The organism is Streptomyces sp. NPDC051636, assembly GCF_044453765.1.
GTDB lineage: Bacteria > Actinomycetota > Actinomycetes > Streptomycetales > Streptomycetaceae > Streptomyces.
In genome coordinates this window covers 1-11772 of the sequence record NZ_JBITDA010000039.1, presented here as the reverse complement: position 1 = coordinate 11772, position 11772 = coordinate 1, and the positions used below count along the sequence as shown (strand labels likewise).

Sequence of the window (11772 nt, the reverse complement as noted above, 5' to 3'; positions counted from 1 at the left end):
CCTTACCACCCGCAGCAACCACGCCTACTGGCTGGGGCAGGCAGGCAAGGCGCCTGAGGCCGCCGACGCCTACGGCGACCTTCTGGAACGCATGGTGCGGGTGTTCGGCACAGACCACCTGCATACCTCCCTCACGCGAAACAACCCTGCCCATTGGCGCGCAGTTGCGGGATACGACCGCCTCTGATTCGTCCAGCGTGGGAACCCACAGCCAGACGACTGCCTCAGCTGCGGCTGGCCGCCGCCAACGGCCACCCCGCCGGAACATGCCCGGACTGCCCTGCCGGGAGCGCAGCGGCTGCCGGACGTCAGCGTGGGAACAACTCTGCTGCGGCTGCGTAGCCGAGTCGCGCTTCATCGGTCCAACCCGTCGGTTGGGCAGTGTTCCGTTCGATCTTTCTCAGAGCGCGAACCAGGGCTTCGAGGTATGTGCCGAGGCTGACCATCTGCGTAGCAGTCTGGCAACCGGGGAGGACCGCCTCAATCTGGTCCAGCCAGAATTCAATATCCTCATTATCACCAAACGCCGTCCGGCACTTGAGCAACCTTTGCGCCACAGGCACCAGAAGAGCGTGGCGGCGGGCAGCCTCTTCCTCCGTACGTCGCTCGGCGGCGGCCCGGGCTTTGATCTGCCGCTCGGCAGCGAGGACGGCCTCCGGGGTCCGGCGAACTGGCTGATCCCTGGAAGCTGTAGCGGTGAGAGCGGCTGCGCGCAGACGGGTCGCCTTGTTGTAGGCCGCACTGGGCGTACCAACCGCGAGCGCCGGCATCAAGTCCGCCCACTCGCTTCCCGCTGCCCTTGCGTCTTCCACGGCCTTGGCCTGGTGCAGATCGGCCTGTTCCCGAAGGTACTGCCACAACGTCACACGCTTGACTGCTGCCTCCCGCTGCGCCTGTTTGTCCTTCAGGGCGCCTGCGTGTTTCTCGAGGTAGAGCAGAGCTTTGAAGAGTTCTTCGTCGTCCGGCATCCGGTCAATGTCCGGGTCTTCTGCATTCTCATGTAGCTGACGCAACCTGCCCACCATAGCCGAGAAGTCAAGGCTGCCCACACGATGAGGCGCCCTGATCAGCGGCTTTGTGGGTTGCACAGACTTCCGGGAGCGGCGTGGCATGCAAGCGAGTGTGCCGCACTCAGACGGATTCACATAATGTGAATCGATCTTCGGCGGCTCCGCCGCCAGCTGAGCACGTTCAGCTGCACGCCCCAGCACCCGTCTCGGAATTGCGGCAGGCGACGATGCCAGGCGTCGTCTCCCTGCCCCGCCGCTGCTTTGCTGTCACACAGACGCTGATCAGGAAGGCGGCCACCTTCGGCGCAGCGTGATGGAGAGTCCAACCGCTGACAAGCCTGACCTCGGACCCCCGGCGGGTCGCGGAGGCGGTCACCTACGTCCTCAATGCGGTCGGCCTGCGGCAGCACGGGCGCGTCCCGCATCGTCCTAGGGAAGGTGAAGTAGCCGAACGATGTCAGCGTGATCGTGGGGTCGGGCACTGCGAGGATCCCTTCGGTGAGGCTGGGTTAGGCAACGGGGCGGCCGGACCTGGGTGGTCGACGGCCGCCCGCACGTCACGGGGTAGCGGTGTTCGCGTCGGCGGCTGCCGTCCGGGGCGTCGGTCGCCTGAGTTCGGTGTGGCGCTGCTGAAGCTGGTCGATGGCCGTGTGGTGGTCATGGCCGTGGTGATCAGGGCGCGCTGGTACTCCATGCCGGCGAAGAAGCCCGCGTGGTAGCGGCACTGGTCTTGCGCTTCTGCGCTGGCCGGGCAGTCCTCCCAATCCAGCGGGTCGTACGGCGCGGTCTCCGGCGCGGGGAACTCCCGCATGCGCGGGAGCGCGGTGGGGGAGTGGGGGAGTGGGGGCTGATGGTGAACAGGTCCTCGCGCCAGGTAGCCGGCATTTCCCGGAGGAAGTCGGCGAGGGCGGCCGCGATCTGCGGGTGGTGCTCGTAGAGCGACGCCCAGATCCGCGCGGCCTCGGTTGCGGGGTCGGACTGCAAGACAGCTCGTACGCCTCGCGGGCGTAGGTGCGGATCTTCTCGCGGCGCTCCTCCCAGGTGCTGGTGTCGATCCCGGCCTCCACGGCCGCGCCCAGGACTGGGTGTCGTGGAGGAACTCCGGGGCAAGCAGCGACTTGGCGAGGGCTTCGGCTGCGGCGGGGTCGCGGTGGGCGAGCGCGGCCACGGCCTGGTCAGTAAGGAAGGCGCTGCTGCGGGTCCAGACGTCAGCGTTGCTGAACGCGGTGGCCAGCATCCGAGTGCGCACGCGCGTGAGATGGGTGGTGTCAGGCGTCATGAACGGGGTGCTCCTTGTCGAGACGCCGGAGCGCCGCGCCTGCATGGCGGCGGGCGCGGCGCTCCGGGGCGGTGGTGCTACTCGGTGGGGGTGTTGGCGACCACGAGGAACTGGTCGCTGGGCAGGTCCATCACGACGTGGGCGTCGACGCCCTGGGCGCGCTGGGCGGCGGCGTACTCTTCCGCCGGCCACGAGCCGCGGGGTCCTCCGGCGGGGAACCGCTCCAGGACGGTGCGGGGCTGCGCGGTGGGCGTGGCAATCACGCGTCACCGCCGTTCACGCGTTCGTGGATCTCGATCAGCGTGCCGATGGCGTCGGGGCTTGCTGCCATGCCGACCCACTGCCCGAGTGCGGTGAAGACCGGCACGGCGTCGGTGTCGGCGTCGAACACCACGACGTAGTCGCCGTACCTGTCGAGAACCATCTCCTGCAGCGCCCGCGCCGGTGCGGTGGCCAGGACCTCCAGGGCGTCGACGGTGAACCGGGCGGCCTCCGCCTGGTTGTCGGGCTGAGTGAGGAAGCCGGAGACGTGCAGCAGGTCGCCGGGCTGGATCTCGGTGAGCAGCGCGGACGCGATCCGGGGGTCGCCAGTGGTGCAGTTCCAAGTCACGTCGTCCACGGCGTCGTCGGTGGGGGAAACGATCAGCTGGAACCGGGCAGTGCCCGGCCGGTCGCCCGGGGCGGGGACTGCGTCGAGGTAGCCGTCGACGGCGAGAGGCTTGGTGTCCATCAGCTCGCCTCCGCCAGGGTGTTGGTGCGGTGGGCGGCGTCGTACGCGTCCATGACGGCCTTCGCCGGGTTTCCCCGGTCGGCGACCTGGTAGCCGTTGGCCCGCGCCCACCTCCGGACCGCGGCCAGTTCCTCCTTGCTGCGCTTGCCGCCCGGTGCCTGAGCAGGGACCAGGGCGGTCGTGACGGTCTGGTCCTCGGAGGAGGCGCGGCCGCCGGCCTTCACCTGGCGCAGCTGCGCCTGCGCGGCCTCCAGTTCGGCCTTGGCCTTGGCGACCCGCTCCTCTGCCTCGCGCTGGGCGGCGTCGGTGGCGCGGCGCTCGGTCAGCTCGGTGAAGTCGCTGCGGACCCGAGCGGCCCGGTTGAGGATGGCGGCGGTCGTGTGGTTCCCCGCCCATACGAGCAGGGCCTCGATCCCGTCGGCGTTCATCGTGCTGTCGGGCGCCGCGTCCGCCTTCTCCGGGGTGCCGGTGCTGTCCTCCGTGTCCGCGTCGGGGGCGGGCAGTCCGGAGTGCTGGCTTCAGCGATTTTGGCGTGCTGAAGGGCATCGGCGAGTTCGCCCTCTGACAGTCCGAGGGTGTCGCGGACGTGCTCGGGGCTGTCACCGTTGTTCAGCATGGAGACGGCGGTGGCAGTGAAGGCGTTGACGGTTTCGGCGAGCATCGTGTCTCCGGTCGGGGAGTCGTCGGGGGTGGTGAGGTGCGTGAGCAAGGTCACGAGGTCGTCCTCGCCGCAGGGCAGACCGAGCGCGCCCAGCAGGTCGGTGAGGTCGTCCTTGTCGCGGGCGTGGTCAGCGACCACCAGGGCGGCGGCGCTGTGCTGGTCGCTGCCGAGCGGGGTGAGTTCGAGGGCCTCGGCTTCGAGGGCCTCTTTCTGGTCGGTGAACATGACCGGCCCTCCTAAGCGGCCGTGGTGCGGGGCTTGCGCTGGGCGATGTCCAGCAGTTCGCGGTTGCACCTCTGTTGGGCCGGGGTGAGCGGCCGGGCCTTCGCGCCGTGGCGGTGCCAGAGCGGGGAAGCGGGCGGCTCGGGGTAGGCGAGGGCGTGGTCGACGTCGCGTTGGGTGCTGCTCAAGGGAGCCTCCAGGCGGAGGGGTTCAGGCGTGTTCGTCGTCGCGCCGGCGTTTGGACTAGATGTCGGAGGCGAACCTGCCGAGGCGGGCCTCGGTGGGGTTCTCGGCGATCCAGTCCTCAGCGCACGCCTTGTGCACGGGCTCCCCGGAGTGGGAGCGCATGGGCGTGGGCTTGCCGCACAGCACACAGGGGCGGTCCTGCCAGCGGTCGAAGTGCTGGCTGTCGCGCCAGTCGAGGAGAGCGCCGGGAGCCGGGATGCAGCCCGGCTCGAACAGCGGCTTCTTGCCTCAGGTGCGAGTCACGGCCGGAAGTCGGGCAGCTGCTGGAACACCTGCGCCAGCAGGTCCGGCGTCGGCTTCCAGGCCGGGAGCGCGCCCGTGGCAGGCACGGGCAGGGCGAGCTCCTGGACGTCCTCAAGGACCAGGTGGTGCGCGCCGCGCTCCGCCCAGGGGCTGGTGCACTTGTCGGGCCCCTGGTCCAAGTGGCAGCCGGTGAGGCGGGCGATGCCGATGACCGCACCGAGGCGCAGTTCGCGGCCGCGGCAACAAGCTCAGGTCGCGGGAGCCGACCGCGGCCGGGGGCGCGGCGCCAACCGAGGCGGCGACGTCGACGGTGCGGCCGTCGTCCAGGACGACCGGAGTGTGGAGCATCCGGACCAGCTGCGCGAGACGCTGCTCCAGGCGCGCGGCGGGCACCTGGACGACGACGGCGAACTCATCGCCACCAAGGCGGCCGACGGACGCGCGCGGGCCCGCCCACGCAGTGAGCCGGGCGGCGGTCGCCGCCAGGACGCCGTCCCCGGACGGGTGCCCGAAGTCGTCGTTCACGGCCTTGAAGTGGTCCTGATCGACCATCACCACGGCCAGGTCGTCGTGGCGGGACAGGAGCCGGCGGGCGCGGGCGGTGTAGGAGTCGCGGCGTAGCAGGCCGGTCAGTGGGTCGCGGCGGGCGGCGGCGAGCTGCTTGTACAGCGCGGCCGCGTGGACCGCCCAGCCGGTCAACGGCACGGCGGCGGTCGTCAGTAAGAAGGTGCGCTGGCCGATCCGGCCCTGAACGCGCAGGAAGGACGACATACTTGGGTTCTCCGTCTCGTCTCGTGCGGGATGGATGAGCCCGGGGCAGCCGGTCGAAGCCGACAAGCAGAGCGGCTGTCCCGGGGCGGAGCTACAGCGCGAAGTCGCTGCGGCTGGTCCAGCTGACGGGGTTGTTCCAGAGGCCGGCCCGCGCGGCGGGCCACTCCATCTGCCAGCCGGGCCGAAGCCCGCGCGCTCCCCAGCTGTCCGGCTGCTTGCCGGATCTCGAGTCGGCCGTGTGCGCGACGAGGGCGGCGTCGTACACCTCATGCGCGCGGCGCAAGGCGGCGGCCGGGGAGTCGGCGACGCCGGTGAAGACGTGCAGTCCGCGCCGGTCGGGGTACGTCGCGAACCTCACGGCCCGCAACGGCCGTCTCTCCGCGCATATCACCCGGCTCGAACGGCGCCTGTCCGAAGCGCTCGGACAGGCCGTCTGGGAAGCCTCCGGGCTTCGGTGCCCCCGCCGACGTCGAAACACTCACCCGCCGGATCGGCGAGCTGGAGCAGCAAATCCTCGACCTCCGCTCAGAACTCGCCGAGCGCGACGAGGACCTCGCCGCCGCACGCGCCGCGAACCGGGACTTGATGGCTCAGCTGAACCGCTGACGGGGTGGGACCGGAATACGCCAGAGACCTGCCTTCTGCCAGCGGCAGAACACCGGCCCGACCGGGCCCTGCGATCACTACAGTCCAGACGCATGACGACGGTTACAACGCGCCCGGTCGAATACGCGGCCGACGGCCTGACGATGATCGGGCATCTCGCGCTCCCGGCCGGTGTCGACCGCCGGCCCGCGGTCCTGGTCGGGCCCGAGGGGATGGGGCTCAGCGACGTCGAGCGCCGCCGGGCCGATGCACTCGCCGAGCTGGGATACGTGGCACTGGCCTTCGACCTCCACGGAGGGCGCTATTTGGGCGACCCCGAGGAGATGCTTGCCCGTTGCATGCCGCTGCTCGCCGACCCCGACCGGATGCGAGGCATCAGCCACGCGGCGCTCGACGTGCTCCGCGCCGAGCCGCGGACCGACCCCGACCAGATCGCCGCCGTCGGCTACGGCACCGGGGGCGCAATCGCGCTGGAACTCGGGCGCGACGGCGTCAACCTGCGCGCGATCGGGACAGTCAACGCACTGACCACGGGCCGACCAAACGAGACGGCGCGCATCCGCTGCCCAGTGTGGGCCGGGGTCGGGTCGGAGGACCCGATCATGCCGCCCGCGCAACGGGACGCATTCACCACCGAGATGCAGGCCGCGGGCGTCGACTGGCGCCTCGTCATCTACGGCGGCGCCTTGCACGCCTTCCACCACCCACCGGTCGACCACACCGTGGTCCCCGGCGTCGGCTACCACCCACGGCACGCGCAGCGAGCTTGGCGTGACGTCGTCGACCTGCTCGCCGAGTGCCTGCCCATAACGGAGTGATCTGTGACCCATCTCGCTGAAGGTGAACCACGTCGGGGCTGTGACCAGCGGTGGTTCAGATTGAGCGAGACGGAGGTGCGGTCGGCGTCTCGCTCAATCTGAGTTCTGAGGACCAGGACTTACCTCGCGTCCGGCGGCGAACTCGTCGAGGAGCTGGAACAGGACCTTGATCGCGTGCTCCTCGTCCTTGGAGGGCAGGTCGGCGATGTTGTTCCAGCCCTCTGGGAGCGCGATATGCAGGACCTGTCCGGGCCAGGCATGGTTGCAGCTGCGGCCGCGGCGGGCGACGAGCCACTCGTGCCAGCCCGTGAGCCCCTGTCCGCCGTGGCGTATCGCGTGCTGGTCGTAGCCGGTGAGGAAGGCGGTCAGTTGGTGGAACGACGAGGCTGTGCCGACGAACATGCCGGGACGCCGGCCGACGCAGGCGAAGTACTCGCGCTCACTCATTTCCCTGATCTGTCTCATCGGTCTCCTTCGCAGGTCTGGCGCGGATCCGGCTATGCACCGTGCGGATGCCGATGGTTGTTCCAGAGTCGTCTGAGGGCTTCGAGTTCGGTTCGGGGGAAGTGCTCGCCCCACTTGCCTCGGTAGCCGCTCTCGCCATGGGTCTTTGCGACCTCGTCGAAGCAGCGGATCACGGCGCGGGCGAGTTGGTTGATGTCGAGCTGACTCGACCAGATCTCGGTTCCCCTGTTGTCGTGATCGCTGCCGTCACGCAGTTCTAGCACGCGGATCCAGATGTCGTCGCCTTCGCGATAGAAGATCCACCGGTAGGCGGTCGGTTCGGCCTCGAACTGGACACGGGTCTCCGTCTCCCCTGCGACGAGCCGGGCCACTGCGGTCAGGAACTCCTCGGGCGCACTGGTGATGTAGGACGCGGTGAGCTCGGCCTTGGCGTGCTGATCCTCAAGGGTGCAGTCGGCCCACCCGTGTGCCCCCAGCACCCAAGTGATGCGCATGCCGGATGTCACTGGTGCTCCTCGGCGAGGAAGCGCCGGATGTCGGCGGCCAGGGCAGTCATCTGCTCGCCGGCTTCCAGCCACGTGGTCGCCGAGGAGCTCCAGCCGCCAGCGGCCCGCGGCCAGGGTCGCACGGTCCAGGTCAGCCCGACGTGGCCGCCGGAACGGAAGACGGCCGAAACCGTCAGGTCTCTGTCGTTGGTCTGCCAGCTCCGTTCGCCGTCCCATCCCCGGTAGTCCGCGGCCAGTTCTTCCAGGAACGCGGTGAGATCGCTGTCCCAGATCCAGGCGACAGCCTCGTTGAGTCGAGCCGTCAGGCCTGGGGCCCGCAGCTCGACGGCATAGTGCACGGAGTCCGCCTCGGAGCTGAACCGGTCGCAGAAGGTCACGCCGACGAAGGTGTTGTCCTGGCAGCGGATGGTCACACTGGCCTTGTCGTTGGTGTCGGCACCCAGGGAGGTCATGGGCGGAACGCTAGGCCAGTCTCGCGTTCGACGTCATCGGGATTCTGCCCTTTCGGGGCTCTGCCTCTCTCAACCGAGCCACTGGGTGCAGAGCCGTGGGCCGTGTTGCCTTTGGTGGGGTGTTCTGCGGCGGGTAGTCCGGAGTATGGCTGGTCCGCCGCGCCGGCCGCCGGACCGCCATGAGAGCCGGAACGGCTGCGACGCCATCGCCACCACGCCTGGATCGCAGTCCAGCCGCATCAGCTGCCCCACGACTCGTAACCCACCAACTCGGCAACTGTGGCAGCCCAGTACCAGCCGGGGAAACTGCGCTGACCCCGGTACGACGGAAACGTCTGCACCTGCCTGGACGCCTCGAAACGCGCTGGCCAATCGGGCTCAGGCTAGTCCGCCTGTTGCCCGCAGGTTCTGGCCAGTGATTCACCGGCCGTCCGGGCCAGCGAGAAACGCCGACGACATCGGCCACGTCGGCCCCGAGGCGGCCAACGGGTTCAACATCACCGTTGCCCTGCTGCCCGTCTACGCGGACCGCTTGTTCAGCGCCCGGTAGCAGGGCGCAACCGAGCAGCAACTCCAGCAGATCGCGACCGAGGGCCTCGCGCAGGTGCACTTCCGCGCCAACAACACCCGCGTGCACGGCCTCGGGTGGAGTTCACCGACGTCGAGCACGTCGCGATCCAGTTGTAGCCCTCCCCCGTAGCGTCTCGGCCCGCCAGTTGCAGATGACGGCCCGAGACGTTTTACTAGGGGTTTTTTTTCGGCCGCTACTCGCGAATTCAGGTCAACATGCCACCGGTAAGCGGAATCATCATGTCCAATTCGCCGATTATTCATCTGCCGTCGCCAGCCTCGCCCGGAGCACGTCGATCACCGGAATGCATTACAACTTCGAAAAGTAAGGGGCATACGTGCGTAGACGTCATCACGCGTACCGGGGAATAGTCGCGGCGGCGGCCGGCGGAATACTCACGCTCACCACCCTGACCGCCGCCCAAGCAGCCCCGGCACCACTCACCGATCCTGCCAAGGCGGCAGCGATTGCCGATGAGCTGGGCAACAAGCGCACAGCCGGCATCTACTACCGGAACGAACAACTCGTTGTCGCCGTCACCGATCAGGCCGCGGCAGAAACCGTGCGAAGTGCTGGGGCGGTAGCGGAGGTCGTCCCGCACAGCACAGCCGAGCTTGACTCTGCCAAGGCAGAACTGGATCAACTGGCAGGGATACCCAACACTGCCTGGAGTGTCGACCAGACCAGCAACCGGGTAAACGTACAGATCTACGACGGAGTTTCCGACGCCGACCGGTCTCGAATTGAGAAGGCCGTTTCCGGATACGGAGACGCGGTCGACATAACCGAACACTCTGGCAAGATCGAATCGACCGCCTACGCCATGCGCGGCGGCGTGGGCATAACATCGGAATACACGTCGGGCGGGGCGAACTGGGTCGCCACCTGCACCGCAGGGTTCAACGTGCAGAACGCGAGCGGTAGGAAGTACATGCTCACCGCAGGCCATTGTATGGAGGACGGCGCTGTCACCTGGCACCGCCGGAGCGGGGACATTCCTCTCGGAAGGGCCATCGACTGGGTCTACGGGAACGACACGAATCAGTCCGACTACGGGGTGGTGGAGTACACCAACAGCAACGTCACGCCGTACGGGACGATCCAGTACAAGGACGGCTCGGAAGGGCAGATCTCGCGTTCCGCCCCTGCGTTCGAGGGGGAGAAGGTAAAGCGCGTGGGGACCATGAGTCAGGACCTGGTGGGCAAGGTGCTGGCGACGGACGCGACGGTCACCTACACCGACGGCACCACGCTCCGCCACATGATCGAGGCGAGTAACTGCTCGGTGCATGGTGACAGCGGAGGACCCCTTTTCAGCGATGAGACGGCTCTGGGCATCCTGTCGGGCGGCAGCTACGCCGACAAGCCCTGCGGGGATTCCGACGACCAAGCGGACCGTTCCAGCTTTTACGAGCCGGTATACAAGGTGCTCTCCTGGGAAGGCCTGAAGGTCTACTAGGTCACGGGGACCCTCTCTCGCCGCCTGCAGCATGAACGCAGATGCAGCAGGTGGCGAGGAAGGCCCTGAGTGAACCTGGATGCGCCCCTCTACGTCAAAGGTGTGGAGTGGGTCAGCGCTGGGCGCTGAAGAATCTCCGCGCCATTGTTTTCGGTAGGGAATCCGTCGTCGACCGCCGCAGAGGACTCCATGCATACGAATGTGAAGCCTTTCATCAGCCTGTTGCTGGTATCGTTCCTGAGCACTTGCCTCCTTGTCGGCTGCGGCGGTGATCAGCGCGCCGACGATGGTCATGCGAACGATCAGTCGCTGCGTAAGCAGGAGGAGCGCGCCCGTCAAGTAGCCGATTCCTGGCGGGGATCTGCGGCCGCCGCTGCCTGGATGCAGGGCTACTACCCGATGGCCGACGTGGTGCAGAAGCCGGCATCCGGCTGGCACAGCAAGGCGGACGAGCAGGCCTACGAGACAAAGAACTTCGTCCTGCGTGGCGATCTACCCGGCGCTCCTCCGGCGATGGGGAAGGTGGAATGGGGGAACGGGAAGACTCTCACCCGCCCACTGATCGGGGCGAAGAAGACGTACCAGTCGTTTGCCCTCGACCGCAGTGACGGACCCCGGCTGACCGTGACTGGGGCGCGGCTCGGCACAACGACGATAGTGACGAGCCGCGGCACCGCAACCGTGCCCGCATGGCTGTTCACGCTGGAGAGCTACGACACCCCGCTGAAGCGGGTCGCCGTCACCCCCTCTAAGCTTCCCCGGCCGCCGATCGGACAAGCTCGGCAAGGGGCTGCCGGCGGTCTCAGGAGCGTCGCCCGGCTGGCCGGGATGGCGGCGGACGGTCGTTCCATAACGGTGAAAGCCACCCACGGATCCTGTGACGAGGGCCCCCTCGTCAAGGCGCTGGAGACAGGTGAGAGCGTAGTACTGTACGCCTCCATCGCGGGGGCAAAAAGCGGTCCCTGCCCCGGCAGCATGATCGAACAGAGCGTGACGGTTGAGCTGTCGAAACCGCTCAGTGACCGCATTCTCCTGGACGCCCTCACCGGCCGCCCAGTGCCGTACGGAGACCCCAACGGGCCTTCACCAACCTGGACCTAGGTGTATTGCCCAGTGAGGTTAGGAACGCGGCTGGCGGGTGGTTGGCCCTTGAGCGCGGTGTGTCCGCGGTGGTGATTGTAGGTGTGCAGCCAGTCGGGGAAGGCGTCGCGTCGTTCCTGTTCGCTGCGGTAGGGGCGGGCGTAGGCCCACTCGTCGAGCAGGGTGCGGTTGAAGCGTTCGACCTTGCCGTTGGTCTGGGGCCGGTAGGCGCGGGTGCGCTTGTGCGTGATGTCGGCTGCGGCCAGGGTGTCGCGCCACAGACGGGACTTGTAGCAGGAGCCGTTGTCGGTCAGCACGCGCTCGACGGTGATCCCGCAGGAGGTGAAGAATGCCTGCGCCCGGCCCCAGAAGGCGACGGCGGTCTCCTTCTTCTCGTCGGTGAGGATCTCGCTGTAGGCCAGGCGGGAGTGGTCGTCGACGGCGGTGTGCAGGTAGCTGTAGCCGGCGCCGGAGCGGGTCTTGCGGCCGGCCTTGCGGCCCAGGACCTTGTGGCCGCCGCCGTCGGGGATGTTGCCGAGCTTCTTGATGTCGACGTGCACCAGCTCGCCGGGCCTGGCGCGTTCGTAGCGGCGTATGACGCGGCCGGTGGCCCGGTCCAGGTGCGTGAGGCGGGCCAGGCCGTAGCGGGTCAG

The 11772-nt window shown here is 68.2% G+C and carries 17 protein-coding genes and 1 pseudogene; 5 read left to right on the top strand and 13 right to left on the bottom strand.

The window, feature by feature from the left end; translation table 11 throughout:
• Positions 1–187 (top strand): annotated as a pseudogene (locus ACIBBH_RS38340) (tetratricopeptide repeat protein); the annotation flags it as partial.
• Between the two features lie 121 nt (positions 188–308).
• Here ACIBBH_RS38340 and ACIBBH_RS38335 read toward each other — a convergent pair.
• The 9 genes from ACIBBH_RS38335 to ACIBBH_RS38295 all read right to left on the bottom strand — a co-directional run bounded on the left by ACIBBH_RS38335 (position 309) and on the right by ACIBBH_RS38295 (position 5520).
• Positions 309–1049, bottom strand: a complete 741-nt coding sequence (locus tag ACIBBH_RS38335) for a hypothetical protein (protein ID WP_399412934.1) — start codon at positions 1047–1049, stop codon at positions 309–311.
• Positions 1050–2366: 1317 nt separating this feature from the next.
• The gene (locus ACIBBH_RS38330; RefSeq protein ID WP_399412999.1) at positions 2367–2549 is read right to left on the bottom strand and encodes a hypothetical protein; all 183 of its coding nucleotides are present in this window, start codon (positions 2547–2549) and stop codon (positions 2367–2369) included.
• Positions 2549–3019: a hypothetical protein gene (locus ACIBBH_RS38325; RefSeq protein ID WP_399412932.1), complete on the bottom strand. Its 471-nt coding sequence runs from the start codon at positions 3017–3019 to the stop codon at positions 2549–2551. Before ACIBBH_RS38325 ends, ACIBBH_RS38330 begins: the two co-directional genes overlap by 1 nt.
• Entirely contained in the window at positions 3019–3447 is a 429-nt protein-coding gene (locus ACIBBH_RS38320; protein WP_399412930.1) for a hypothetical protein, read from the bottom strand. The genes ACIBBH_RS38325 and ACIBBH_RS38320 overlap by 1 nt, the downstream gene beginning before the upstream one ends.
• Positions 3444–3905: a hypothetical protein gene (locus ACIBBH_RS38315; protein ID WP_399412928.1), complete on the bottom strand. Its 462-nt coding sequence runs from the start codon at positions 3903–3905 to the stop codon at positions 3444–3446. The genes ACIBBH_RS38320 and ACIBBH_RS38315 overlap by 4 nt, the downstream gene beginning before the upstream one ends.
• An 11-nt stretch (positions 3906–3916) precedes the next feature.
• Positions 3917–4090 carry a hypothetical protein gene (locus ACIBBH_RS38310; RefSeq protein WP_399412926.1) on the bottom strand — a complete coding sequence of 58 codons (174 nt, stop codon included), beginning with the start codon at positions 4088–4090 and terminating at the stop codon, positions 3917–3919.
• 297 nt (positions 4091–4387) lie between these two features.
• Positions 4388–4570 carry a hypothetical protein gene (locus tag ACIBBH_RS38305; protein ID WP_399413003.1) on the bottom strand — a complete coding sequence of 61 codons (183 nt, stop codon included), beginning with the start codon at positions 4568–4570 and terminating at the stop codon, positions 4388–4390.
• Positions 4503–5162: a GGDEF domain-containing protein gene (locus ACIBBH_RS38300; protein WP_399412924.1), complete on the bottom strand. Its 660-nt coding sequence runs from the start codon at positions 5160–5162 to the stop codon at positions 4503–4505. Before ACIBBH_RS38300 ends, ACIBBH_RS38305 begins: the two co-directional genes overlap by 68 nt.
• A gap of 91 nt (positions 5163–5253) precedes the next feature.
• The gene (locus ACIBBH_RS38295; RefSeq protein WP_399412922.1) at positions 5254–5520 is read right to left on the bottom strand and encodes a hypothetical protein; all 267 of its coding nucleotides are present in this window, start codon (positions 5518–5520) and stop codon (positions 5254–5256) included.
• Positions 5521–5860: 340 nt separating this feature from the next.
• Here ACIBBH_RS38295 and ACIBBH_RS38290 point away from each other — a divergent pair, with 340 nt between their 5' ends.
• Entirely contained in the window at positions 5861–6586 is a 726-nt protein-coding gene (locus ACIBBH_RS38290) for a dienelactone hydrolase family protein (RefSeq protein ID WP_399412920.1), read from the top strand.
• Positions 6587–6679: 93 nt separating this feature from the next.
• Here the strand turns inward: ACIBBH_RS38290 and ACIBBH_RS38285 are convergent, their stop codons facing one another.
• From ACIBBH_RS38285 to ACIBBH_RS38275, 3 genes are read right to left on the bottom strand one after another with little or no spacing between them, the layout of a single operon-like run.
• Positions 6680–7051 carry a hypothetical protein gene (locus ACIBBH_RS38285; protein ID WP_399412918.1) on the bottom strand — a complete coding sequence of 124 codons (372 nt, stop codon included), beginning with the start codon at positions 7049–7051 and terminating at the stop codon, positions 6680–6682.
• Positions 7052–7083: 32 nt separating this feature from the next.
• Positions 7084–7557 (bottom strand): hypothetical protein, encoded by a 474-nt coding sequence (locus tag ACIBBH_RS38280; RefSeq protein WP_399412916.1) that lies wholly within the window; start codon positions 7555–7557, stop codon positions 7084–7086.
• Positions 7554–8009: a DUF6228 family protein gene (locus ACIBBH_RS38275; protein ID WP_399412914.1), complete on the bottom strand. Its 456-nt coding sequence runs from the start codon at positions 8007–8009 to the stop codon at positions 7554–7556. Before ACIBBH_RS38275 ends, ACIBBH_RS38280 begins: the two co-directional genes overlap by 4 nt.
• A 415-nt stretch (positions 8010–8424) precedes the next feature.
• Between ACIBBH_RS38275 and ACIBBH_RS38270 the strand changes: the two genes are divergently transcribed.
• The 3 genes from ACIBBH_RS38270 (at position 8425) to ACIBBH_RS38260 (ending at position 11140) form a co-directional block, all read left to right on the top strand.
• Positions 8425–8559, top strand: coding sequence for a hypothetical protein (locus ACIBBH_RS38270; RefSeq protein WP_399412912.1), 135 nt, complete (start codon positions 8425–8427; stop codon positions 8557–8559).
• 358 nt (positions 8560–8917) lie between these two features.
• Positions 8918–10039: an alpha-lytic protease prodomain-containing protein gene (locus tag ACIBBH_RS38265; protein WP_399412911.1), complete on the top strand. Its 1122-nt coding sequence runs from the start codon at positions 8918–8920 to the stop codon at positions 10037–10039.
• Positions 10040–10228: 189 nt separating this feature from the next.
• Positions 10229–11140 (top strand): hypothetical protein, encoded by a 912-nt coding sequence (locus tag ACIBBH_RS38260; protein WP_399412909.1) that lies wholly within the window; start codon positions 10229–10231, stop codon positions 11138–11140.
• Here the strand turns inward: ACIBBH_RS38260 and ACIBBH_RS38255 are convergent.
• On the bottom strand, positions 11137–11772 hold a 636-nt coding region (locus tag ACIBBH_RS38255), incomplete at its 5' end, for an IS481 family transposase (protein ID WP_399412907.1). The two genes, ACIBBH_RS38260 and ACIBBH_RS38255, sit on opposite strands and share 4 nt — an antisense overlap.

Coding starts and splice junctions, on each gene's coding strand:
- ACIBBH_RS38325 (WP_399412932.1), bottom strand. CDS start 3,019: ATGGACACCAAGCCTCTCGCCGTCGACGGCTACCTCGACGCAGTCCCC.
- ACIBBH_RS38320 (WP_399412930.1), bottom strand. CDS start 3,447: ATGAACGCCGACGGGATCGAGGCCCTGCTCGTATGGGCGGGGAACCAC.
- ACIBBH_RS38315 (WP_399412928.1), bottom strand. CDS start 3,905: ATGTTCACCGACCAGAAAGAGGCCCTCGAAGCCGAGGCCCTCGAACTC.
- ACIBBH_RS38300 (WP_399412924.1), bottom strand. CDS start 5,162: ATGTCGTCCTTCCTGCGCGTTCAGGGCCGGATCGGCCAGCGCACCTTC.
- ACIBBH_RS38290 (WP_399412920.1), top strand. CDS start 5,861: ATGACGACGGTTACAACGCGCCCGGTCGAATACGCGGCCGACGGCCTG.
- ACIBBH_RS38285 (WP_399412918.1), bottom strand. CDS start 7,051: ATGAGACAGATCAGGGAAATGAGTGAGCGCGAGTACTTCGCCTGCGTC.
- ACIBBH_RS38275 (WP_399412914.1), bottom strand. CDS start 8,009: ATGACCTCCCTGGGTGCCGACACCAACGACAAGGCCAGTGTGACCATC.
- ACIBBH_RS38260 (WP_399412909.1), top strand. CDS start 10,229: ATGCATACGAATGTGAAGCCTTTCATCAGCCTGTTGCTGGTATCGTTC.